Consider the following 25,092-nt stretch of genomic DNA (forward strand, 5'->3'; position numbering starts at 1 on the left):
TTCGCTTGATCGAGCCCTCCGACGGCCCCGCACTCGCCGGCCTGCTCTCCCGGGACAAGCAGGCGTATGCGCGCTGGCTGCCCGAGAGGCCCGCAGAGTTCTACACGCCCGACGGGCAAGCCTCGGTCATCGAATCCCTCCTGGCCTCCCATGACAAGGGGCTCGCGTGGCCCGGCGTCGTGGTCTCCGATGAGACCATCATTGGGCAAGTCAGCATCAGCTCGATCCTGCGCGGCCCGTTCCAGAAGGGATTCCTCGGCTACTGGGTCTCTTCTCTCCACCAGGGGCTCGGGCACACGAGCCGTGCCGTCGGCCTCGCGCTGCGGATCGCCGAAGACGAGCTGAACCTGCATCGGCTGGAGGCACACACCCAGCTGGAGAACCTCGCGTCTCAGGCGATCCTCCGCAAGCACGGGTTCAATTCCTGGGGCATCGCCCATGACCACTTCTACGCCGACGGCGCATGGCGCGATGAAGTGTTCTGGGAAAGGAAACTGGCCGGCAGGCCCACCTCCTAGCCGGGGGCTCGCACGTCCCCCACCTGCCTGGTAACTCTTCTTGATGAAGATGATCGCCTGGCTCGACCTCGTGGCCCGGGGGCAGGCGGAGGTGGTGACGTCTCCGATGACGGTGGTTGAGGCCTGCGACGGCAGAATCACCGAGCAACGCTGGGATTGGGTGCTCTCCCGGCTTGACGTCCCCGATATCGGGAAGGACGAGGCCCGCCAGGCCCGCCGACTCCTGGCCGACGCCAAGCTGCACGGCCACAAGTACGCGATCGACGCGGTCCTCGCCGTTATCGCACGGCAGCAGAAGGGACAGGTCACCGTCTTCACCTCGGACGTGGACGACCTGGAGAAGCTCGTCCCGGACACGATCGTCGTCAAGAAGATATGATCTTGTAGGCCCGTCACCGGGTCTGTGCTCGCCCTGAGGATGGCCGCCGCTGACGGTTCTTGTCGTCAGTCGTGCTTGCGTGCCGTGAGGAGGAGGTATTCCCACTCCATCACCGCTTTTTCCTCGCCCTGTAGATGGCGGCGGGCCAGTTCGGTGAGGGCGTGGTCCAGGGCGGCGACCCGGTCGGGGTCCCCTGCCATCCCCTGGTAGACGGCGACGGTCGGGCCGTAGTTGGCCTTGAAGTAGTCACGGAACGCGCCGGGGTGAGCGAACCGGTCGATCGTGACCGTCTGCCGGCGCGCGACGACATCGGTGACCGCGTCCCCGAGCAGCGCACGGACGTGATCCTCGCCGCCCCACAACGGAGGGGGTTGCGCGCCGGGCGGAGGTGGGGGCGCGTACGGTTTCATCGTCGCGAACATCTGACCGATGAACCCCTCCGGCGTCCAGTTGAGCAGGCCGATCGTGCCGCCCGGGCGGCAGACCCGGATCAGTTCGTCGGCACCGGCCTGATGGTGGGGAGCGAACATGACCCCGACGCAGGACAGGACCGTGTCGAACTCGCCGTCGGCGTACGGCAGGGCCTCCGCGTCGGCCTGCCGCCACTCGATCTTCGCGCCGCGCTGCGCGGCCAGGGCCCGTCCCACCTCCAGCAGTTCCGGGGTCAGGTCGGCGGCCACCACGCTCGCCCCGGCCAGCGCTGCGGGAATGGCGGCATTGCCGGACCCGGCGGCCACGTCCAGCACCCGGTCTCCGGGTCCCACCCCGCACGCCTCGACCAGGATCGCGCCGAGATCAGGGATGATCTCGGCGGCGACCGCGGGATAGTCGCCCAGCGCCCACATTTCGCGATGCCTGGCCTTCAGTGCGCGGTCGGCCTCTGGCGCGTCGCTCTGTACGTTCATCTTCTTCTCCCCATCGCCGCGGTGAACTGGGATCGACGGTAAGGAAGGGCGGGTTCGCCATCTAGTACACGATCTGTACCAGCACCCGGCCGAGACCCGGCCGGCTGTCTCTGGCGTTCATGGCGGCTGAGCTTAGACTGCGGAGCATGGGCTCCTCGTATCACCAGTTCTGCCCGGTCGCCAAGGCCGTGGAACTGCTCGACGAGCGCTGGACGCTGCTCGTCATCCGGGAACTGGTGTGCGGGACCGAGCGTTTCAACGAGCTGCGTCGCGGTCTGCCGCGCATGTCCCCCACGCTGCTGTCCCGACGGCTGCACCAGCTCGCACATGCCGGCATCGTGGAGAGGCACGCCGAGGACAACGATGTGCGATACGTCCTGACCCAGGCCGGCCACGAACTGCGACCGGTGGTCGAGGCACTCGCCGCCTGGGGCATCCGCTGGATCGGAGAGCTGGGCGACGAGGACCTGGACCCGAAGCTGCTGCTGTGGGACATGCACCGCAACGTCGACCGGACCGCCGTTCCGGACGGGCGGACGGTCATCGAGTTCCGGTTCCCGGACGTGCCGCCCAGCAGCCGCCACTGGTGGCTCGTGATCACGCGTGGCGAGGTCGACGTCTGCGACACCGACCCTGGCCACGCCGTGACCGTGACGGTGACCGCCGGCCTGCGCAGCATGGTCGAGGTCTGGCGCGGCAACCTGAGCTGGCCGGACGCGCTGCGCGCCCACGCGGTCGAGGTGCGGGGTCCCGAAGCGCTACGCCGCGCCGTGCCCCTGTGGTTCACGCTCCCCGAATGGGCCTCCGTACCCCGGCCTGTCTAGCAGGCGGGCGTCCGCCCTGTCAGACCGCTTTCCTATCGTGAGGACGAGAATCCTGGCATGAGACTTACCCCCCGACAGCTCAACCGGGCCACGCTCAACCGGCAGATGCTGTTGGAGCGCGAATCGCTGGCAGTGGCCGATGCCGTCCGCCGCGTCGTCGCTCTGCAGGCGCAGGAGGCCCCGTCACCGTATCTCGCCCTGTGGAACCGGCTCACCGACTTCGAACCGGAAGAGCTGGACGCCGCGTTCGCCGACCGCGAGGTGGTCAAGGCCTCACTGATGCGCATCACGTTGCACGCGGTGCACGCCGAGGACTACCCGGGGTTCCACAACGCGATGCGGCGCAACCTACGGGCTGCGCGTCTGGGCGACTCCCGCTTCACCTCCAGCGGGCTGTCCATCGCCGACGCCGACGCCCTCCTTCCCCATCTCGCGGAGTTCGTGGCCCGTCCGCGGACCGGCGCCGAGATCGAAGACTTCCTCACGGCCAGGTTCGGTGAGCCCAAGCGGGGCCTGTGGTGGGCGCTGCGGACGTTCGCGCCCTTGCACCACGCCCCGACCGGTGGGCCGTGGTCGTTCGGTGTGAGGCCGTCGTTCGTCGCCGCGTGGACCACGTCAGGTCCGGAGTTCGAGGACGAGTCCGTGCGGCGGCTGGTTCTGCGCTACCTGCGGGCGTTCGGTCCCGCCTCGGTGCCGGACTTGGCGCAGTTCACCATGCTCAGGCGGCCGGTGCTGCTGCAGGCCGTACGGGCTTTGGCCGGCAAGGTCGAGGAGGTGGAGGGGCCGGATGGAGCAACGCTGTTCGACGTGCCCGGGGCACCGCTTCCGGCGGAGGACACCGCCGCCCCACCGCGGCTGCTGCCCATGTGGGACAGCGTCCTGCTCGCCTACTCCGATCGCAGCCGCATCATTCCACCGGAATATCGCTCGCTCGTCATCCGGCGCAACGGCGATGTCCTGCCGACCCTGCTCGTCGACGGCTACGTCGCCGGTGTGTGGCGCCCGGTCCAGGGAGGCATCGAGGCGACGGCTTTCCACCGCCTGGACGAGGAGGCGTGGAAGGGACTCGCGGCGGAGGCCGGTGCGTTGGCGGCGTTCCTGGCGGATCGCGGGACCACCGTCTATCGCCGCTACGATCACTGGTGGACCAAGCAGATGCCGAGCGCCGAAGTCCGTTTGCTCCCGAAGTGACGGCCCTACTCGGCGGCGAGGGGGCCGAGGTGGCCCCTGGACTCACCGGCGCGCACGCGGCCCAAGAAGCGTGAAACGGCTCCCGTAACGGCCGATATCCGGCTCTCGTTCCCACCGGCATGGCCGGCCGTCCGAGTCTCGTGTCTCACATGGGTTTCCTGCGTTCGTTCAGGACATGGGTTCCCCATGTCCTGAACCAGAACACCACGCTCTCCGCTCGACCTCCCGAACACGAGGGCCGGCACGCCCGCCAGATCGGTGATCTCGGCGACGGCGCGTCCGGGGTGATCGTGGTCACCGGCCGGGTTTCGGGACCGGTCAGTCGATGTAGTCGGTGATGGTGTTGACCGAGCAGGTCTCCGTGCTGCCGCGGTACATGCACAGGCGGTACTTGATCCAGTGGCGCGAGGTGTCGGACTTGTAGTCGCTGAAGGTGATCTCGGCCGCGTTGCCGCCGCTGGTGGTCACCTTGTGGGTGGAGTTCCACTTCCCCTCGGCGTACTGGGTCGTGTAGAGGAGCTTGGCCCACGTCGTGCCCGCCGCGGCCCGCAGCGTGAAGGAGTTGCGGCCCTTGGCCATGTTGTGGGTGCCCGAGTTGTACCAGACGATGGCGGCCATGTTGCCGCTCTGCTTGAGCTCGATGAACGAGGTGTACGCGCTGGCGGGCGTGGCGGTGGCGACGACGAGCCCGGCGGCGGCCACGGCCACCAGGGCCCGGCTGAGGAGGTTGCTGCGCACGGTGGTTCCCCCAGGAGGTTCGGAGTGGTGCTCACGATGATCGCGGGACGCCGTACACACGGTTGACATGATCACTACGCATTCGCTACACAGGAGCCGCCTCAGCACGCAATAGGGGACGGACGGCACATCGATGCAGTTTTCGGTCTTCGGCCCTGTCGTGGTCGAGCGAGATGGGCTTCGCGTCTCCGTCCCTCGCTCGCAGCGGCGCGGACTGTTGGCGTTGCTGCTGCTCAACGAGGGCCGCCTGCTCTCCGTCGACGCCATCTGCGAGGCCCTGTGGGGCGGCGCCGCCCCGGCGACGGCCCGCCAGCAGATCCAGACCGGAATCCACGCCATCCGCATGGCGCTGCGCGACCTCGACGGCGAGGACGCCGTGATGGCCGGTCCCGCCGGGTACGGCATCGCCGCCGGGTACGGCACGCTCGACCTCGCCAGGTTCGAGGAGATGATCGAGCGCGCCCGCACGCTGCCACCCGCCGAGGCGGCCGGCATGCTCCGGCAGGCCCTGGCGCAGTGGCGCGGGCCCGCCCTGGCCGACGCGTCGGGCGCGTTCGTGGAGCCCGCCCGCAGCCGCCTGGAGGACCAGCGGCTGGCCGCCATCGAGGATCTCGCGCGGATCGAGCTGGCACGCGGCAACACGGAGGCCGCGCTCCAGGAGATCCGCCCGCTCATCGAGACCCACCCGCTGCGCGAGCGGCTCAGGGAGAGCCACATGCTGGCGCTCTACCGGGCCGGGCGGCCGACCGAGGCGCTGGAGAGTTTCCGCGACCTGCGGGCACGCCTGGCCGAGGAGCACGGCCTCGCTCCCGGGCCCGCGCTCGTGGCCCTCCAGCAGCGCATCATCGAGGCCGATCCGGCGCTGCTGCCGGGGCCGGTCGTCCGCACGCGCGGGAACCTGCCGGCCGACACGACCACCTTCGTCGGGCGGCGGGCCGAGGTCGCCGAGGTCGCGCGGCTGCTGGCGGGGTCGCGGCTCGTCACGCTCACCGGCGTCGGCGGCGTCGGCAAGACCCGGCTGGCCGTCCACGTGGGCCGCGACCTGGCGCCGCAGACCCCCGACGGCGTCTGGCTGGTCGACCTCTCCGGGCTGGGCGACCCCGGTCTGGTGGCCGAGACCGTCGGCGAGGCCCTCGGCGTGGCCGGGCAGACCGCCCGGCCGCCCGCCGACGAACTGCGCGACCACCTCGCCGACCGGCGGACCCTGCTGATCCTGGACACCTGCGAGCACCTGGTGGAGGCCTGCGCGCACCTCACCGAGTCGTTGCTGCGCGGCGCGCCCGGCCTGCGCGTCCTGGCCACCAGCCGCGAGGCCCTCGCCCTGCCCGGCGAGCGCGTGTACGCCGTGCGGCCGATGGCGGGCAGCGGCGACGGCGCCGCGCTGTTCGCCGAGCGGGCCAGGGACGTCGACCGCGAGTTCGCCCTCGCCCGCCACCACGACCAGGTCGCCCGGCTCTGCGACCGGCTCGACGGCATCCCCCTGGCGATCGAGCTGGCCGCCGTACGGCTGCGTGTGATGACGGTCGCCGAGATGCTGGAGCGCGTCGACGCGCGGTTCGCGCTGCTCGGTGGCACCCGTACGGCTCAGGCGCGGCACCAGACGCTGCGCACCGCCATCGAGTGGAGCCACCAGCTCTGCTCGGCCGGGGAGCGGGCGCTGTGGGCGCGGCTGTCGATTTTCCCCGGCACCTTCGACCTGCGCGCGGCCGAGGACGTCGGCGCGAGCGAGGACACCGCCGACGTGTGGCGGGTGCTGGCCGGCCTGGTCGACAAGTCGATCGTGATGCGCGAGCACGACGGCCGGTACCGCCTGCTCGACGCGATCCGCGAGTTCGGCCGGGAGCGCCTGCGGGAGATCGGCGAGGAGGAGCGGTCCGCCCGGCTGCACCGCGACCACTACCACGCCCTCTCGCTGCGGTTCGAGGCCGAGTGGTTCGGCCCCGGCCAGGTCGAGTGGTGCGACCGCCTCCTGCGCGAGGACGCCAACCTGCGCGCCGCCCTCGACTTCGGCGTGAGCAGGCCCGGCGAACGCCTGCGCGCCCTTGAGCTGGCCGCCGCCCTGTGGCCCCTGTGGGCCGCGTGCGGCCGGCTGCGCGAGGGCCGCCACCACCTCGACCGTGCTCTGGCCGCCGCCGCCGAGCCCTCCCCGCAGCGCACCAAGGCGCTGTGGGCCTGCGGCCACCTGACCGTGGGCCAGGGGGACCTCACGGCCACCCGCCGCCTGGCCGCCGACTGCATGGCCGCCGCGACCTCGGTGATCGCCGAAGGCGCCGGGACCGTGGAGGCGGAGGACGCGCTGATCTACGCTTTCCACCTCGAAGCGGTGGCGGCGACGCTGGCCGGGGAGCACGCCGTGGCCGAGGTCGCCACCCGGCGGGCCCTGGCCCGCCACCGCGAGGGCGACGGGCCGCCCGCCCGGCTGCTGACGCTGCTCATCTCGCGCGCGTTCGCGCTCCTGCACGCGGGCGACCCGCACGACGCGCAGGCGACCCTGGCCGAGCACCGCGCCGTGGCCGAGGGCCTGGGCGAGATCTGGACCCGGTCGTGGGGCGACTACATCGGCAGCCAGGTCGCCCTGGTCATGGGACGGCTCAACGAGGCGGCGGCGCTGGCGGCCGGCTCGCTGCGGGCCCGCTACCTGCTGCGCGACAGCCTCGGCATGGCCAACTGCGCCGACACCCTCGCCCAGGTCGCGGTCGCGGCCGGCGACGGCGAGCGCGCCGCCCGGCTGCTGGGGTTGGGTCATCAGCTGTGGCGCGACTACGGCCACCCCCAGATGGGTTCCCCGGAGCTGCGCGATGCCCGCGCCCGCTGCGAGGCGGCGGCCCGCGCGCTGGCGGGAGACTCCCGGTACGAGGCCGGTTTCGCCGAGGGCGCCGCACTCGGCCTGGCCGAGGCCGTCGAGGACTGCGAGGACCCCACCGGCTGCCTCACGCCCGGCTGAAGGACGACGAACTCGCAGTCGGGATCGTGGCGGGAAGAGATGAACCGGCGGGGGACCTCTTCCCCGGAGTCATCCGGGAGGGGCGGGTCCCGCCACGGAAGGGCTCCGGGCCGGGCGATGCCCGGCCCGGAGTTCCAGGGGCCGTCTTCAGCAGACGGCGAGGAGGTCTTCCGGTGAGAGCTCCGCGAGGGAGATGTCGCTCTTATTCTCGCTGCATTCGGCGATCCAGTAGTCGCCCTCGTGGGTGACCTGTTTCAGGAAGGGCCTCGTGTCGAGTCGTCCCCGGAGGACCTTCGGACGCCGGTCCCGTGCCGACACGCTGAAGGAGTTCAGCGGAACGTTCAGGCCACGTCCGAGGTATTTCACATAGCTCTCCTTGAGCGTCCAGATCTGCACCAGTCGTCGTGCCCGTGCGCCGGCCGGCGCGGCGGAGATGTAGGCGTGCTCGTCCGGCGTGAACCGGTGGGCGATGTCGACGGCCCCCGCGCTGGTGTGCTCGATGTCCACGCCGATCTCCGTGGCACTCGTGGCGCACGCCACCCATCGTCCCGAATGCGACAGGTTGAAGTGCAGTCCGGGGCGGTTCACCAGGAACGGTTTGCCGAACTCGTTCCGGGCCACGACCAGGTCGCGGACCGGCAGGCCATGGCGTTCGAGCAGCGCGTAGCGCAGCAGCACCCCGGCCGCCAGGCAGCGCTTCCGGTCCTCGGGGAAGTGGAACCTGTCCGCGCGCGCCCGCCGCTCGGCCGGCACGGCCTGCCGGAACCGGTCCGTGCCGGCGTCCGAGAGCCGGTCGATGTCGAAGACCAGGACCGTCGACACCTCGTCACCGCATCTCGGACATCAGCCGGTCGGCGGGACCACGCCGGTCGGCCGACGCCCTCTTCAGCTGCCACAACGTCTGGATCTTGGATTCCATGAGCGCGGCGATCCTGGCCCGATGCGCGTCGTGGAAGAAGTGCCCGCCGTCGTACTCGAACACCTGCAACGAGACATCGGTGTAGTCCGCCCAGGGGCCCGTGGTGACCTCGTCCTCGCGACCCTCCATGAGAACGATCGGACACCGCAGCTTCTCCTTCGCGGTGTCCTCGTACCCTCCCATCAACCGCAGATCCGCCTCGATGACGGGCGCGATGTACTTCACGAAGCCGGCGTCCCGCAGGATCTCCTCGCCCACCCCTCCGTAGCGGCGCAGCACGTCGTTCAGGCCCGCGGCGGAATCGAGGTCCTTCACGCGCTTGAAGCGGGAGTCGCACGGCGCCGACGAGCCCGAACCGAAGTACACCAGCGGGGGGTTGTCCAGGCGCTCCTGGCACAGCTTGGCGACCTCGTAGCCGATGACACTGCCCATGCTGTGCCCCCAGACGGCATAGGTGCCACGGAAGACGTCGGCGAACTCGGCGAAGATCTGCTCCGCCAGCAGTCCGACCGAGGCCGGCATCGGAGTGCCGAGCCGGCGTTCCCGGAGCGGGTACTCGACTATCCGGAGGTCGACTCCGCCCTGGAACGCGTGCCGCCACTTGCTGTAGTACAGGGCGCCCGCACCGGCGTGCGGGAAGCACATGACCGGGATCTCTCGCATGTCGCTCACGAAGAACTCCTCATACTGTCCTTGTCCCGCACCAGGTGCCGAACTTCCTCGTCCAAGATCCTTGTGATGTCGTCGGGCCCATCGGCCCACCTGCACATGAGGACCAGGTCCAGCCTCCCGTTGCCGGTCTTGGCCGCACAGAAGCAGTCGGCGTAACCGGTCGCCTCGTGGTCCCCGGCCGGCTGTTCCAGGGTCATGTCCCAGATCTCGTCGTACTCGTCCTCCACCTGGCCGGCGAAGTTGAACACGCACGAGGATCGGCCCCCCAGCGCCTTCGTCGCCGCGGACACCTTCCGGTACGTGACGGAGGAGCGCAGATCGCGGCCGAGGTCCAGGAAACTGATGTTGTTCTTGTTCAGCATGCGGGTCTTCCGCCCGATGGCCGCCGCCAGGTCGTCGCGCCCCTTCGGGTCCCCGGGGATCACCACGGGCAGGCTGTCCAGGGCCATCCCCATGACATCGGAGAAATCCTCGTCGCCCAGGGTCCGGGACCGGACCACGATCTCGGCCGCGACCTCGTCCACCGAGAGCAGACGGGCCACGACGCGTGCGTACAGGCGCAGGGCCAGCGAGAACGGCTCGGCCTCGACACCGTCCTCGCCCCGGAGGGCGCCGAGGTCGACGGAGTGGCGGACCCGGTGGATCCGGCCGTTCGCGTAGGGCGCCGACCTGTCGCGGATCGTCCTGCCCGCTCGGGCGTACCTCTCGAGTTCGAACCTCTCGACGATCTCGTCCGCCGTGATGCCCACGGGCCCCTGCCGGATCCGGCGCTGCAGGTGCCGGTAGCTCTTCGCCGCGGGCATCGCCCGGCCTGTCCCTGCCGCCAGCTCCTGGTACCTCTTCAGCAGGTCCGCCCGGAGGGTCTGGCCGGACGTCGCGTCGAAGATCGAGTGATCGAACCGGAACAGAAGGTCGTAGGCCCGCTCGTGGTACTTGACGAGCACGACCTCGTACAGGGGCTTGTCCACGAAGTCGGAGGCCAGGCTCCACTCCCGGTCGGCCAGCCGCGCACGTGCCTCCTTCTGCCGGTGCGGGGTCAGGCCGGACAGGTCGATCCTCGGCAGCGTGATGCTCTCCGGCGCTTCGAACTCCTTCCACCGCAGCCGGCCGAACGACCGCGTCAGGAAGCTCCGCATGAGCCCGTGCCGCCCGATGACGTCGCACAGCGACCGCTGCAGGAGGTCGGCGTCGACCGGCTCGCGGAACTCCATCACGTAGAGCTGGAGCCGGTTGCCGCTCGCGAAGTGGTGCTTTTGCATGCCGGTCGGCGGATAGGTCCACTTCACCGGCCGGGAGCCGATCTGTCGTCGCAGTTCCTGACCGCGCCTGTCGATCTCGCGGAAGGCGGATTCGAGCCCGCCGTCCCCGGATACCGGGCCGCTCCCGGCCCCGGTCCCGATACCGCTCCCGGTCCCGCTTCCGGTCCCGATCCCGAGGGAGGCGAAGTCGCGCCTGTCCAGGAACTCCTTCTCCGCCGAGCCGGGCAGGATGTGGTGCGGAACGAGTTCGTCGGGCACCTGGAGATCGCGGATCTCCTGGAGGACCCGGCCGTGGAGCGCGTCGTCCAGGCCGTCGACGAAGAGGAGCAGCCGGGGGCCGTCCTCGCCCTCGACGTGGAACTCCTGGAAGCCGCAGGCCGTGCCCAGGCGGCTGCCCAGCAGCGCCGCGAAGCTCTCCGGGGAGCCGGCCTCCTCGTCGGCCTTCTCCGCCGGCCGGGTGACGAACCGTGCCAGCGCGTCGACGCTCGGATGGTTGTAGACGTCGCCGGCGAGGATCTTGTAGCCCTGTTTCTCCAGCACGCTGATGAAGCGGACCAGCCTGACCGAGTCGAGCCCGAGGTCGAAGATGTCGCCCCGCGGGTCGATGTCGTCGAAACCGAGCAGGTTCGTCAGTTCCCGCCGCATGAGCGCGGCGACGGCGTGCCGTTCGTCACCGGCCGGGGACGCGTCCTGCCCCGCGGCCGGAGGAGGCACCGGCCGCAGAGCCGTGACGTCCATCCCGTGGTAGGCGGTCGTGAGGCCGGAGTCCCGCATCTGCGACAGCAGCCGCAGAGCCGAGGAACCGCCGTCGACGACGTGGGCGAACGAGTAGAGCCTCGTCACGTCCCCCGCCTCGTCGATCAGCTCGTTCTCGGCGAACCAGCGGGTGACGCCGGCGTCCCAGCCGCGCCGGTCGAGCTCCGGCCGGGACAGGATCTGCCACGGGATGCCCCGCTCCCGGCTCACGTCGCGTAGCGCGCCGGCGAGCGTGCGCCGTTCGGCGAAACCGAACCCGTCGCCGCCGGTGCCCGGAGGACCGGCGTCCGGGGTGTCCCACAGAACGATCTCGTCGATCGCCGGAAGCTCACGGACCCGCTCGGCCAGCGCGCTCGTCACCGCGCCCCACGTCGCCCCCGTGACGACTCCCGCGACCGTGACCTGCCCGGTCCCGCCCGCCTCCGCGGGCAGGCCGTCCGCCTCCAGGCCGAAGGTCACAATGTGGACCGGGCGGTCCAGGGGGCCGGCGGACAGGGCGTCGAGCAGACGGCCGGCGTCGCCGGAACGGCAGAGGACCGCCGTCCGGCCGGGACGGCCGCCCGCCATGTCCTGGTGGCCGTGGAGGGGCACCATCACGGGGGCGAATCGTTCCCTCCCGGTGTAGCGGGCGGCGCTCTCCTGGAGACCGTCACCCCGCAACTCCCGCTGGAGGCACTCGCTCCAGGCGGTTCGGCCCTTCCTGCCGGTGATCGGCGCGTCACATCGCAGCGCCCGCACCCGCAGGCCGGGGAACTCGTGGTTCAGGCCGAGGATCCGGGGCAGGAAGTCGGGCCGGTTCCGCAGGAGGTCCGCGGTGTCCAGCACCAGGAGGTCCGTCACGCCCGGTTCCCTCATCTCGGGGACGACCGCGCAGAGATCGCGCACGAGCCGGATCGACGACGCGTGGTCCTCGCGGTGGACGACGAACGCGTCCCCGGAGAGGGCGCGCTCGTCCAGATCCCGGACGAGCCGCTTCAGGTCCTCCGGCCGGCCCGCCCTGACGACCGCCCCGGACGGCCCGTGGAACCGGTACTCGGGACCGAACGTGACGTACAGTCCCCGCCAGTGCGGGATCTCCTCCAGCACCCGCTTGAGCGTGGGGGCGTCGTCGGTGAAGACGACCGGCGTCCGCGGCCTCTCCTTCTCGCGGAGCCGGGGGAGCATGGTCCGGGACCAGACCAGGCCGAGAGCCGGCTGGGGTCCGCCTGCCGCGACGGGCGCCGTGAACGCCGCGACCGTGTGATCCGGCCGGGCGGCCGCCCGCGCGGTTCCTTCGTCGTCGGCATCCGTGAGCATCCGGTGGAATTCGGTCACACCGACCGGGTACTGGGTCCTGTCGAACGGATAGAGCGGGAGGTCCAGCTTCCGCGGGTTGCGCCCGCGGTGGAACGCCTTCCAGTCGAGAGCGACCCCCGCCTCCCACAGCTTCCCCACGGCGCGGGCCAGGTGCTCGTCGTCCCCGAGCGTCTCCATCCGGTGCCGCAGCATGTTGAGGGCGGTGACGTTCGTACCGCGCCCGATGGTCCGTACGAAGGACGAGAGCGTCTTGCCCGGGCCGACCTCGACGAAGAGGGAGTCCCCCGACGCCAGGATGGTCTCGACACCGGCCTTGAACCGCACCGTCCGGCGGATGTGGTCGCAGTAGTAGTCCGGGTCCACGGCCTCGTCCGGAGTGATCCACGTGCCGGTCACGTTCGACACGTACCGAATCCCCGGTGGCCGGAACGTCACCTCCCGTACGACCTTGCGGAACTCCTCCAGCATGCTCTCCACGTACGGGGAGTGGGCGGCGTGGGCGAGGTCCTTGACCCGGTTGAAGTCGACGCCCTGCTCCGCGCAGCGCCGTTCGAACTCCCGCACGTCCGCCACCGATCCGGAGACCGTGCAGTCCTGGGGGCTGTTCACCGCGGCGATCACCAGCCCGTCGGGCAGCATCGACCGGACGGCGTCCTCGGAGGACTTCACCGAGGTCATCGCGCCTTCGGGCGTGGCCGCCATGAGACTGCCCCTGGCCCACACGAGGCGTACCCCGTCCTCCAGCGAGAACACCCCGGAGACACAGGCGGCCGCCAGCTCGCCCGTGCTGTGCCCGATCATTCCCCTGGGCTCGACGCCCCACCCGATGAGGGTCCTCGCCATGGAGTACTCGAGCATGAACAGGATGAGCTGGGCCGTCTCCATCGAGTTCATCCGCTTCTCCGTCGCGGCGGAATCACCGAAGAAGACCTCGCGGGGCACCGGGTTGCCCAGCGCCTCGCCGATCGAGAAACACTCGTCGAGGTGCCCCCGGAAGGACTCCTCGGTCGCGTACAGGTCGCGCGCCATCCCTAGGTGCTGGGCGCCCGTCCCGGTGAACAGGAAGTGGACGCTCCGGCGGGAGTTCTTCCCGAGGTGCGCCGGCTTCTCGTCCGCCTCCAGGGACTCCTGGAGGCGCTCGCGCAACTGGCCGGCGTCCCCGAAGTCCACGGCGTAGCGGTACGTGAGCTGCCGCTGGCGGTTCTGGAACGTCCAGGCGAGGTCGGCGCCGTCCGTGTCGGGATGCGCGGACAGGTGCTCGGCGACGTTCCGCTTGATCCGTCCGAGCGCGTCCGCGGACGAGGCCGACACGACGAACGTGTTGTGCCGCCGGCCGGCCGGCGTGGTGTCGGCGCGGGGCGTCTCCTCCAGGACCACGTGGGCGTTGGTGCCGCCGATCCCGAACGCGCTCACGCCCACCCGCATCGGCAGCGGGTCGTGCGCCGGTGAGTGCTTGCGTCGCAGCTCCTCCTGCCGTCCCACCACGTAGAAGGGGCTGCCGTCGAGGCTGATGGTGGGATTCAGCTCCTCGAAGTGCAGGCTCCGCGGGACCGTGCGGTTCTGGACGATCTTGCATGCCTTGATGAGCGAGGCGACGCCGGCCGCGGTGTCGAGGTGCCCGATGTTCGACTTCAGCGAACCGAGGCCGACCGTTCCCGCGCTCCCGGGGCCGAACGCCTTGCGCAGCGCCTCGACCTCGATGGGGTCCCCGAGCGCGGTTCCGGTTCCGTGTGTCTCCACGTACGACACCTCGGCGGGCGTCACGCCCGCGACGCGGTGCGCCTTCCGGATGACCTCGGCCTGCCCCTCGATGCTCGGCGCCGTGTAGCCGACCTTCCGGTTGCCGTCGTTGTTGGCCGCCGAGCCCTTGATCAGCGCGTAGATGCGGTCCCCGTCCCGCAGGGCGGTCTCCAGGCGCTTGAGCACGATGACGCCTGCTCCGTTGCCCTCCACCGTGCCGGCGGCGGCCTTGTCGAACGCCCGGCAGCGGCCGTCCGGGGAGTGGATCATGTTCTCCTGGTAGAGGTAGCCGCGCCGGTGCGGGAGGGTCAGGCCGCTTCCGCCCGCCACCGCGATCTGGCAGGCGCCGGTCCACAGGTACCGGCAGGCCGTGTCGACGGCGACCAGCGAGGTCGAGCACGCGCTGTGGAGGGAGAGCGCCGGCCCCTTGAGATCGAGCGCGTAGGCGATCCTGGTGGCGGCGAAGTCCTTGTCGCTGAGCTGCATGCCGGTGAACATCACGCCGGAGCGCGCGATGGACTCGCGCAGCGTGTGCGACTCCCAGGGCAGGTTGTTGGTCGCGCCCAGGAAGAGTCCGATGGACTCGCTGCGCCCCTCCGCCGAGTATCCGGCGTCCTCCAGGGCGTGGTAGACCTCCTCGTGCAAGGCCCGGACCTGCGGGTCCAGCATCGCCGCGTCCGCGGGTGTGTAGTTGAAGAACGTGGAGTCGAAGCTCTCCAGGTTCGGGAAGACACCGCGGGCCCGGACGTAGTTCTCGTCCTGGAGCTCCTCCAGGTCGACTCCTGCCGTCCTCAGTTCCTCTTCGGTGAAACGGGAGATCGCGTCGACCCCCTCGACGAGGTTGCTCCAGAACTCGTCGAGGTTCTCGGCCCCCGGGAACCGCCCCGCCATGCCGATGACCGCCAGCTCCAACCCGGTGTAGCGGCGCTCGGATTCCTTGTGCTCAGGCACTGCCGTGACCCCCTTCTCACTCGTCGCCGAGTTGCATCAGCAGCCGGCCGGCCCTGAGGGCGGCCTGTTCCTCTTCTTGGTCTTCGGCGGAGAAGTCGTCGGACGCGGCTTCCCCGTCGGCGCCCACGGCGTCGAGATGGGTCGCCAGCGCGGAGACGGACGTGTGCTCGAAGAACAGGGGCAAAGGCACCTCGCGCCCCAGGCTCTTGCGCAGCCGGTTGCTGATGGTCACCAGGTTCAGCGAGTTCAGCCCGATGTCGAAGAAGTTCCCGTCGACGTCGACGTCGACGCCGGGCAGGACGTCCGTCACGACGTCGAGCAGCAGCCGCTCCGTTTCCGACGAGGGACGGCGGGCCGCCGCACGGCCGGCGGCGGGGGACGGCAAGCGGTACGTCTCCAGCCGCTGACGGTCGACCTTTCCGCTCTTGTTGAGCGGGAACCTCTCGACCGGTACCAGCACCGCGGGCACCATGTACCCGGCCATCTTGGCGGTGAGGGCTTTCCTGACGGTTTCCGGGGACAGCTCGCCGTCCGGGAGGTAGTACCCGCGGAGGCTCTTGACCCCGTTCTCCTCGACCGCGATCACGACGGCGTCGGTGACGCGGTCGACCGACGCCAGGACGGACTCGACCTCGCCCAGCTCGACCCGGAAACCGTTGATCTTGACCTGGTCGTCGGTGCGCCCGACGTAGTCCAGGGTCCCGTCGGGCGACTGCCGGACCAGGTCGCCCGTGCGGTAGAGGCGCTCGCCGGGCAGGGCGGGGACCGTGACGAACTTCTCGCGGTTCAGCTCCGGCCGGTTGTGGTACCCGGGCGAGACGCCTCCCCCGCCGAGGCACAGCTCGCCGGTCGCCCACGGCGGCAGGGGGTTGAGGCTGTTGTCGAGGACGTGGGCCGTCGTGTGGTTCAGGACCCGCCCGATGGGGATCCGGTCCCTGTCCAGGTCCTCGGCGCCGATGAGGTGGGCCGTGGAGAACACGGTGTTCTCGGTGGGTCCGTAGAAGTTGGTGATCCGCACGCCGGGGCAGGCCTCCATCACCTTGGCCGTGTGCTGCTTCGACAGCACGCTGCCCCCGACGAGGAGATGGTCGAGCGAGCGGAAGATCTCCGGGTCGTGCTCGCACAGCTGCTGGAACAGGGGCGTGGTCAGCCAGAGGCCACGCGTCCGGTGCCGCTCGATCAGGGCGCGGAGCCGGCCGCCGTCGAGGATGTCGACCTCGTCGGGCAGGACCAGCTTCCCGCCGAACAGCAGAGCGCCCCAGATCTCGAAGGTGCAGGCGTCGAAGGCGGGGGAACTGGTCGTGAGGATGACCTGGTCGTCGCCGAAGTCGAAGTACGTCTGGCCGGCGAAGAGCCGCTGGACGTTCCGGTGCGTGATGTGACAGCCCTTGGGCCGGCCGGTGGATCCGGAGGTGTACATCAGGTAGGCGACGTCGTCGCCCGTGCCCCTCAGCCGGGAGAACTCCGGCACGCTGATCGCGGGCCTGTCGACGGGCACGGTCTCGACCGCCCCCGGCACCTTGCCGGCGAACTCCGCCACCGTGCAGAGGTGGCGCACGTCCGCGTCGGCGAGGACCTGGGCGATCCTCGGGGCCGCGTCCTTGGTGTCGACGGGAACGTAGTGGTTCCCGCTCTTCAGCACGCCGAGCATCGCCACGATCAGCTCCGGGCGACGGTCCGCCAGCACGCCGACACCCGCGCCGGGGCCGACGTCGCGGTCCTTCAGCCTCCAGGCCACGGCGTCGGACCAGCGGTCGATCTCCCGGTAGGAGTACTCCTCGTCGCCCCACACGACGGCGGTCCTGTCGCCGTGGGTCCGCACGACCGCGTCGAAGCCGTCGACGAGGGACGGCGTGGCGGAGAGCGACGACACGGCGTCGGCCGGACCGCGGTTCGGCCCGGGGTCGTGGATCCCGATCCACCGGACCGGGATCGCCGGATCGTCGACGGCCACGGTGAGGACGCGGATCAGGGAGGCTTCCAGCGTCTCCATCAGGGCCGGCGGGTACAGGTTCGCGTTGTACGTGAACGCCACCTCGAGGTCCGTGAGCGGGTTGACCACGACGTGGAAGTCGTAGTCGGTCCGTTCGACGACCTCGACGCCCTCGAAGCGGAGATCCTCGCCGTCGTTGCCGAAGTTCTGGAGCTGGTCCGACAGCGGGTAGTTCTCGAAGGCGATCACGTGGTTCAGCAGGTCGTTCCTGAGCGGCGTGCCGCCCTGGACCTCGTAGAGCGGGTAGTACTGGTACGGGATGGCCCTGCGGTACGCGTCCTGCACGCTCCGGCACAGGTCGGCGAAGCCGGTGTCCTCCCGCGTCGTCACCCGGACGGGCTGGGTGTTCACGAGGAGGCCGACCATGCCCTCGACGCCGTCCACGTCGACGTCCCGGCCCGACACCACGTTGCCGAACACGACGTCGTCGGTGTAGTTGAACTTCTGCAGGACGACGCCCCAGGCCGCCTGGAACACCGCGCTCTGCGTCACCCGGTTCTCCTGCGCGAACCGCTTCAGCCTCGCGTACAGCTCGCTCGGGAAGGTGAACCGGTGGGTGGCGCCGCGGTATCCGCCGGTGCCGCGCGTCGTGGGCAGCCCGGCCGGCCGTTCGTAGCCGTCGAGCTCGTCCGCCCAGTACCGGCGCGCCTCCTCGCCGTGCTGCCGCTCGTACCACGCGATGTAGTCGCCGTAGGAGTGCTCCTCGTGGCGCTGGTGGACCATTCCGGTCCGCACGAGTTCGTCGTAGTAGGCGAACAGGGTCCCGAACAGCGGTCCGAGGGACCACCCGTCCAGGATGATGTGGTGGAAGGTGAGGACGAAGTGCCACCGTTTCTCGTCCGTACGGATCAGCGTCGCCCGCAGGAGCGCGTCCTTGCCCAGGTCGAAGCCCCGGGCACGGTCGGCCGCCTTGAACGCGGCGACCGCCTCCCCCGCGTCGGGGGCCGCGGTGTGGTCCAGGACGTCGAACGGCGGAGCCCACTCCTTGAGCACGACCTGGTAGGGCTCGTTCGTGTTCCGGAAGGAAAAAACGGACCGCAGGACGCCGTAGTGGCGCGACAGGGCGGCGAGCGCCTCCCGCATGTGCTCGGCGTCCATCTCACCGGTGCCGGTGAAGTCGAACTGCTCGACGTAGGCGTCCGATCTCCCGTCGACCGCGTAGTTGAACAACATTCCCTTCTGCATCGCGGCCAGGCCGGTTATCGATTCGATGTTGTCTCTGTCAACCATGAAAGGGATTCCGTTCGGGTTCTCGGTGCCTAGATCTCGCCGACGAGGTCGGCCAGGATGTCGTCGACGACGGCCCGGTCGATCGACGGGGCGTGGACGACCCGTCGGCCGTCGGCCGTCAGTGCCGTGCGGACCTCGTGGAACGACGCCCCGATCGCCGCGGTGATGGCGGGACCGGTCCCGCTCTCCTGCCAACTCCTCGGATAGCGCACCTCGAAGACCACGTCGCCGCCCGTTCGGTGCACCGTGATGTCGAGGACACACGGTGACCGGTACGCCGCGTCGGTCGTGATGTCCCGCGGGAGATGGGTGACGCCGGCGTCGCCGCCGCCGTCCTGGTTGCCCAGGTAGTTGAAGCTGATCTGCGGGCGCACGCCTTCGAGCAGGTCGCGCCGCCGGCCCAGGGCCGGGTCGAACCGCAGGAGAGCGCCGAATCCGACGCCCTTGCCGGGCAGCCGGTCGAAGGAGTGCCGCACGGACGTGACGGTGTCCGCCACGTCGTCCGCCACCCGGACCAGGTGCGGGAAGGTGCTGGTGAACCAGCCCACCGTGCGGCTCAGGTCGTGGTCGCGCGCGAGGGGCTCGCGGCCGTGACCCTCCATGGTGACCAGGACGCGGTCCCGGCCGGTCACCGCGGTCACGGCGCGGGCCAGCACGGCGACCAGAACCTCGGCCGGCCCCGCCCCGTGACCGCGGCGCGCGGCGTCGAAAAGGGAGACGCCGTCCGCGTCCTCCATCCGCAGCGTTTCCGCGACGCTCTCGCCGAGCGCGAGGTCCCCCTCCTCGAACAGCCGGCCGGCCTCCTCGGCGTCCTGGGCCAGCTCCGTCCAGTAGGGGAGCTGCGGGCGGAAGCCGCCCTCCTCCGTGTACCGCTTCAGCTCGGCCGTCCACGCGGGGAAGGACATGGTCTTCGGCGGGAGGCCGGCGTCCGGGGCGGCCAGGCAGGTGATCAGGTCCTCGATCAGGATCCCCCACGAGACCACGTCCACGGCCAGGTGGTGGACGGCGAGGGCGACCTGCCGCCCGTCCTCCCCCAGGCCGGTGGCGAGGGCGACGACCGGCCCGCCCCGGGCGTCCACCCGGGCCTGCAGCGCCGTGAGGTACGCGGGGACGTCCGCCTCGGACAGGCCCTCCGGCGCCGCTTCCGCATGGATCGACGGCTCCGCGTCGACGTCCCGGATGTTCAGCCCGCCCCGGTCGTCGATTTCCACGCGGAGCATGTCGTGGTATCGCACCAGCCGCCGCGTGACGCGCACCAGCCGGTCGAGCGGGTGCGGTTCGTCGAGCGTGATCAGCAGGCTCTGGTTGAACAGGTGCGCCCGGTTGACGGGGACGGCGAGGAAGTCGTGCTGGACCGGGCCGGCCGTGACCGGTCCCCGCAGCGGCTCCTGGTCGTGGCCCCGCCCGCCGGGCCGGTCGAGTGCGGCGTCCGACGCCTTCTCCGCCAGCACGCGGACCGTCTGGTGCTCCAGCAGGTCCATGGCCCGGATGGCGATGCCGTGCTCCTTGAGCTTGGCCACGATCTGCATGGCCTTGATGGAGTCACCGCCCAGCTCGAAGAAGTTCGCGTCGATGTCCTCCACCGGGAGGCCGATCACGTGTGACCACGCCGCCGCGATCCGGTGCTGGAGCTCGCCGGTCGGGCGGGCCGTCGAGGCGCGGGGTGAGACGTCCGGTTCGGGCAGTGCCGCGGCGTCGACCTTGCCGTTCTTGTTCAGGGGCACCTCGTTCGTCGCGACGATGAACGACGGGACCATGTAGTCGGGCAGCCGGCGCCGCAGCGCCGATCGGAGTCGCGAGCCGTCCTTCTCTGCGTCGTCGGCGTAGCGCACCCACAGGCACAGGCTCCTGCCGCCGGTGCCCGACTCGCGGACGGCGGCGTGCGCCCACCCCACGTACGGCTCCGCCAGCGCGACGGCGACGATCTCCTCCAGCTCGATGCGGTAGCCCCGCAACTTGACCTGCTGGTCGACGCGGCCGTGGTAGTAGAGCAGGCCGTTGCTCTTGAACGCGGCGAGGTCGCCGGTCCGGTAGAGCCTCTCGCCGGGGAAGGCCGGCGAGGTGACGAACCGTTCCCCGGTCAGGTCCGGCCGGTTCAGGTAGCCGTCCGCCAGGCCGGAGCCGCCGATGTACAGCTCGCCGACCGCGCCGATCGGCACCGGACGCATCCGCTCGTCGAGCACCCGCAGCGAGGTGTCCGTGATGGCCCGGCCGATGGGGATCGCGTCGTCGTCGTCCAGCTCGTCGAAGACGTGCACGGCGGCGAAGACCGTGGTCTCCGTCGGGCCGTAGCCGTTGGCGACGCGGCCGGGGCCCAGCAGGTCGAACGCCTTCCGTACGTGCGCGGGGGAGGCGGCCTCGCCCCCGAAGACGACCCTGCGGACACCGGTGAGCGTGTGAGGGGCGAAGTCGATCAGCGTGTTGAACATCGACATGGTGATGAAGAACCGGGTCACCCCGTGGCGCTCGATCGTGGCCCCGAGCCGCTCCACGTCCAGGACGGACTCCTGGTCCGTGACCACGAGCGAGGCGCCGTTGGTCAGCGCCGCGTACATGTCGTAGACGGAGCCGTCGAACGAGTAGTCCGACAGCAGGAGGAAGGTGTCGCCGCGGTCGGCGTCGGCGAAGGCGGCCCGGTGGGCCACCCGGAGCACGCCCCGCTGCCGGATCAGCGCCCCCTTCGGGACACCGGTGGTGCCGGACGTGTACATGATGTAGATCGGGTCGTCCTCACCCCCGGGAAGGCCAGGATCGGCCGTCTCCTCCGTCGCGCCCGCGCACGCCTGGAGCTCCAGGACCCGCAGCCGGTCGGAGGCGAGTGGCTCCGCGTCCGGCATCCGCGCGGCGGACGCGAGCAGGACGCCGGCCCCGGAGTCCTCCACGATCAGCCGAAGGCGCTCGACGGGGAACCCGGTGTTGAGCGGGACGTAGTGGCACCGCGCCTTCAGGACACCGATGATCGCGGCGATCATGTCGAAGGAGCGGTCCGTCAGCAGCGCGACGGGGGAACCCGCCGCGACCCCCTGCCGGATCAGGCCGTGCGCGACACGGTTCGCGCGGACGTTGAGCTCGCCGTACGACAGGCGGGTCTCGCCGCTGATCAGCGCCGTCCTGTCCGGGCCGGTCGTGGCCTGCCGCTCGAAGAGCCGGACGATGTCCCTGCTCTCCGGCGGCCCGGCCGGACCCGAGCCGACGCGCCGCATCAGCTCGGCCTCCCGAGGGGGGACCATCCCGAGCTCGCCGACCGGGTCGCCGTCCTTCGCCGCGAGGAGGGAACGGAGCAGCTGCTCGTAGCGCTCCGCCCACAGCTCGATCGTCTCCTGCCGGAACAGCCCGGTGGAGTACTCCCACATCATCACGAGCCCGTCGTCGGCCTCGCGGGTACTCAGCGTGAGGTCGTACTTGGCGCTGCCGTCGTCGTACTGGACGAGCCTCTCGCCCTCCATGCCCATGTCGGCGTTCTGGTGGACGAAGCAGACGTCGAACAGCGGTCGCCGCCCGGGTTCGCGCGGCGGGGCGATGTCCTCGATCAGGAATTCCAGCGGGTAGTCCTGATGTTCGAACGCGTCGAGCACGGTCGACTTCAGCCCGCGGAAGAAACCGCCGACACCGGTCTCGGGATCCGCCGAGACGCGCAGCGGCAGCGTGTTGACGAACATGCCTATGAGGTGCTGGTAGCTCAGGTCCGGCCGGCCCATGACCGGGGCGCCGATCACCACGTCGCGTTGTCCGCTCAGCCGGGACAGAACCTGCTGGAACAACCCCAGGAACAGCATGTACGGGGTGATGTCGTGCTCACCGGCCCAGCGCTTGGCGGCGTCGAGCAGCCGCCCGTCCAGGGTGGTGAACAGCTTCGCCCCCTTGCCGGAGAGGGTGGCGGTCCGGCGCAGGTCCGTGGGAAGCCGGAGCACGGGCACCTCGTCGGAGAACGTGGCGACCCAGTGGTCCCGTTGCCGCCGCAGGTCGTTCCGGTTCTGCCGTCCGAGCAGCTCACGCAATGCCGAGCGGTAGCTCTTCGGCAGCGGCCGCAGCTCCGCCCCCTCCGTGACGGCGGCGAGCTCGCGGAACAGGACGCCCATGGACGCGCCGTCGGTGACGATGTGGTGCATGTCGATCGCCAGACACGTCACGCCGTCGTCGAACTCGAAGCACGCGGCGCGGAACAGGGGCGCGGCGTCGAGACGGAACGGACGGACGAAGTCCCTCATCTCCTCGCGGGCCCGGCTCTCGACGCTCTCCCCCGGGGCGAGGGCACCGAGCCGCCGGCGCTCGACCGACACCGGGACACTCGCGTGGACACGCTGGAACGGCTCTCCGTCGACCACGTGGAAGGTCGAACGGAGGCTGTCGTGCCGCGCGACGAGCACGCGCAGTCCGGCCTCCAGACCGGCCACGTCGATCGTGTCCCGCCGGACGACCAGGCCGCCCTCGTTGTAGGCCACCGAGTCCTCGTCGCGCCGGCTCGCGAAGAACACACTCCGCTGGGCGGTGTTGAGCGGCAGCTCGTACTCCTCGGCGCCGTCCTCCTCGTCCGGGCGGGGCTCCGTTCCTCGGTCCGGCCCACCCAGGAGGGACCGGACGTGCTCGTCGGTGAGCCCGTGCTCCCGGACGACCGTGTCCGCGAAATCGTCGAACACCCGGTCCACCAGCAGCGTGGCGGCGGGGATGTCCAGGCCGAACTCGGCGTTGAGAGTCTGCGTGATCTTCAGGGACGAGATGGAGTCCCCGCCCAGCAGGAAGAAGTCGTCCGTGCCGCGGACCACGGGGTATCCCAGGACGTCGGACCAGACCCACGCGATCACCTTGCGGGCCGGGGTGGCGTCCTCCTCACCGTGCAGGCGCGACGGATCCGACAGGAGGCTCCGGCTCGGCCCGTCCGGGGCCGCGTCCGAGGCGCCCCGCGCCGCGGGGCGCGCGTCCTCGTCCCACAGCCGCACGTGCTGGAAGAGCTGGGGCGGTAGTGACACCCGGCGCACGTCCGCGTCCCGGTACAGGCCTGAGAACGGCCGCGGCCGGGCCTCGAAGTAGCCGGTGACCACGTCCTCCAGGTGCCGGAACGGCTTCGGGAGCGTGGCTCCGGGCGCGGCGGCCCGGTCCTCCGCCCGCAGGACGAGGAGCCGGTCGTCCGTGAGCGGCCCCTCGTCCTCCTCACCCGGACCCAGCAACCGCGTCAGCCCGTCGCGGAGAGCGGCGCGGCTGTCGCACAGGACGACCGCCCGCACGGGCTGGTGCTCGCGGCCCGCCTGCATGGTGAAGCAGACGTCGTCGAGGCGGTACTCCGGGTGCCGGTCCAGGTGGGCGAGCTGGCGCGCCACGGTCTCGGCCAGGAGTTCCTCGCTCCGCGCGGAGACCGGGTAGAGGCACACGCCCGCGGCCTCCGGACGCGCCTCCGCGCCGGGCGGCTCCTCCAGCACGACGTGGCAGTTCGTCCCGCTCAGGCTGAAGCTGCTCACACCCGCCCGGCGCGGCGTCTCCGCCTCCCAGGCGCTCGTGCGGTCCTGGACGTAGACCGGCGACTCCGCGAGGTTCAGAAGATCGTTCGGGACGTCGAAGTGGAGCGACCGGGGGATGACCCCGCGGTCGAGGCAGAGGAGGACCTTGATCAACGACGCCAGGCCGGCGGCGCCGACCGTGTGCCCGATGTTGGTCTTCACCGAACCCAGACCGCAGAACTGCCTCCTCGTCGTGAACTCGGCGAACGCGCTGGTGAGCCCCTTGATCTCGATGGGGTCGCCCAGTGACGTCCCTGTCCCGTGCGCCTCGATGTACGACAGCGACTCCGGTGGGATGCCGGCCCGCTTCCACGCGCTGACGAGCAGTTCCTTCTGGGCCCGGGCGCTCGGCGCGGTCAGGCCGTTGCTGCGGCCGTCGTTGTTGACGGCGCTGCCGAGGATCACGCCGTAGACGTGGTCCCGGTCCGCGATCGCGCGCGAGAGGGGCTTGACGTAGACCCCCGCCACGCCTTCGCTCCACACCGTGCCGTTCGCGGCACCGTCGAACGCCCGCACCCTGCAGTCGTCGGACTCGGCCCCGTCCCCGATGCTCGTCGGTGCGAGCAGGAGGTTGACGGCGCCCACGAAGGCCGTCTCGCAGTCGCCCTGCCGCAGGGCCTTCACGGCCGCGTCCAGCGCTACCAGACCGGACGAGCAGCCGGTGTCGACGACGGTGGCCGGCCCGCGCAGGTTGAGGTGGTACGCGAGACGGCTGGCGAGGATGCCGGACCACGATCCGGTGAAGGCCGAGAAGTCGAGCTTCGAGAGGAACTGGAGGTACGAGGTGCTCATCCGGTGCGTGTGGTCGTTGCCGACGAAGATGCCGACGTTCGCCCCGTACAGCTCGCTCCTGGCGTACCCGGCGTCCTCCATCGTCTCCACCAGGACCTCCATCAGGTTCCGGTGGTAGGGATCGACCTGTTTCGCGACCTGCGGCGGGATGCCGAAGTACTCCGGGTCGAAGAGGTCGATCCGGTCGAGGTAGCCGCCTTTGCGAAGCCGGGACGTGGTGTCGACCCGCCGCAGGTCCTCCTCACGCGCCTTCGGGAAGTCGCCGATGTGCTCCCGGCCTTCGAGCAGGTTGGCCCAGAAGCGCTCCTTGTCGGGCGCCCCGGGAAACCGGCAGGCCAGTCCCACGACGGCGACGGGCTCGTCCCCGGTGCGCTGCGGGTCCCCGATCGCCCTGATGAACTCCTTGGCCCGGCCGACGTCCAGCCTCTCTTCCTTGACCTGCATGAGCAGGTACTTCAGCAGTTCTTTCCTGGCGTCCGGTGGTGTCGGCATC

At 70.6% G+C, this 25,092-nt stretch carries 12 protein-coding genes; 5 read left to right on the forward strand and 7 right to left on the reverse strand.

Annotated features, from left to right (window positions below; genetic code table 11):
* The first annotated feature begins 5 nt into the window (after positions 1-5).
* Both ACTOQ1_RS18365 and ACTOQ1_RS18370 read left to right on the forward strand, forming a co-directional pair.
* Entirely contained in the window at positions 6-518 is a 513-nt protein-coding gene (locus tag ACTOQ1_RS18365; RefSeq protein ID WP_440068635.1) for a GNAT family N-acetyltransferase, read from the forward strand.
* Positions 519-561: 43 nt separating this feature from the next.
* The gene (locus ACTOQ1_RS18370) at positions 562-897 is read left to right on the forward strand and encodes a hypothetical protein (protein ID WP_440068637.1); all 336 of its coding nucleotides are present in this window, start codon (positions 562-564) and stop codon (positions 895-897) included.
* A gap of 65 nt (positions 898-962) precedes the next feature.
* Here ACTOQ1_RS18370 and ACTOQ1_RS18375 read toward each other — a convergent pair whose 3' ends face one another.
* The gene (locus ACTOQ1_RS18375) at positions 963-1,802 is read right to left on the reverse strand and encodes a class I SAM-dependent methyltransferase (protein ID WP_440068638.1); all 840 of its coding nucleotides are present in this window, start codon (positions 1,800-1,802) and stop codon (positions 963-965) included.
* A 146-nt stretch (positions 1,803-1,948) separates the two neighbouring features.
* Here ACTOQ1_RS18375 and ACTOQ1_RS18380 point away from each other — a divergent pair, with 146 nt between their 5' ends.
* Both ACTOQ1_RS18380 and ACTOQ1_RS18385 read left to right on the forward strand, forming a co-directional pair.
* Positions 1,949-2,626, forward strand: coding sequence for a winged helix-turn-helix transcriptional regulator (locus ACTOQ1_RS18380; protein ID WP_440068640.1), 678 nt, complete (start codon positions 1,949-1,951; stop codon positions 2,624-2,626).
* A 57-nt stretch (positions 2,627-2,683) separates the two neighbouring features.
* The gene (locus ACTOQ1_RS18385) at positions 2,684-3,817 is read left to right on the forward strand and encodes a winged helix DNA-binding domain-containing protein (RefSeq protein WP_440068642.1); all 1,134 of its coding nucleotides are present in this window, start codon (positions 2,684-2,686) and stop codon (positions 3,815-3,817) included.
* A gap of 318 nt (positions 3,818-4,135) precedes the next feature.
* Here the strand turns inward: ACTOQ1_RS18385 and ACTOQ1_RS18390 are convergent, their stop codons facing one another.
* Positions 4,136-4,555 (reverse strand): hypothetical protein, encoded by a 420-nt coding sequence (locus tag ACTOQ1_RS18390; RefSeq protein WP_440068644.1) that lies wholly within the window; start codon positions 4,553-4,555, stop codon positions 4,136-4,138.
* A 133-nt stretch (positions 4,556-4,688) separates the two neighbouring features.
* On the opposite strand from ACTOQ1_RS18390, the gene ACTOQ1_RS18395 reads away from it, so the two are divergent.
* A complete protein-coding gene (locus ACTOQ1_RS18395) occupies positions 4,689-7,499 on the forward strand; it encodes an ATP-binding protein (RefSeq protein WP_440068645.1) in 2,811 nt (936 codons plus the stop codon).
* Between the two features lie 147 nt (positions 7,500-7,646).
* Here the strand turns inward: ACTOQ1_RS18395 and ACTOQ1_RS18400 are convergent, their stop codons facing one another.
* Genes ACTOQ1_RS18400 through ACTOQ1_RS18420 form a run of 5 tightly spaced genes read right to left on the reverse strand, consistent with a single transcriptional unit; the run spans position 7,647 to position 25,091 of the window.
* Positions 7,647-8,321, reverse strand: coding sequence for a 4'-phosphopantetheinyl transferase family protein (locus ACTOQ1_RS18400; protein ID WP_440068647.1), 675 nt, complete (start codon positions 8,319-8,321; stop codon positions 7,647-7,649).
* A gap of 4 nt (positions 8,322-8,325) precedes the next feature.
* Entirely contained in the window at positions 8,326-9,081 is a 756-nt protein-coding gene (locus tag ACTOQ1_RS18405; RefSeq protein ID WP_440068969.1) for a thioesterase II family protein, read from the reverse strand.
* A 5-nt stretch (positions 9,082-9,086) separates the two neighbouring features.
* Positions 9,087-15,092 carry a beta-ketoacyl synthase N-terminal-like domain-containing protein gene (locus tag ACTOQ1_RS18410; RefSeq protein ID WP_440068648.1) on the reverse strand — a complete coding sequence of 2,002 codons (6,006 nt, stop codon included), beginning with the start codon at positions 15,090-15,092 and terminating at the stop codon, positions 9,087-9,089.
* Positions 15,093-15,108: 16 nt separating this feature from the next.
* The gene (locus tag ACTOQ1_RS18415) at positions 15,109-18,315 is read right to left on the reverse strand and encodes a non-ribosomal peptide synthetase (protein ID WP_440068650.1); all 3,207 of its coding nucleotides are present in this window, start codon (positions 18,313-18,315) and stop codon (positions 15,109-15,111) included.
* A gap of 29 nt (positions 18,316-18,344) precedes the next feature.
* Positions 18,345-25,091: an amino acid adenylation domain-containing protein gene (locus ACTOQ1_RS18420; RefSeq protein WP_440068652.1), complete on the reverse strand. Its 6,747-nt coding sequence runs from the start codon at positions 25,089-25,091 to the stop codon at positions 18,345-18,347.
* Position 25,092 lies beyond the last annotated feature (1 nt).

Source organism: Streptosporangium sp. OZ121, from assembly GCF_051918885.1.
Classification (GTDB): domain Bacteria; phylum Actinomycetota; class Actinomycetes; order Streptosporangiales; family Streptosporangiaceae; genus Streptosporangium.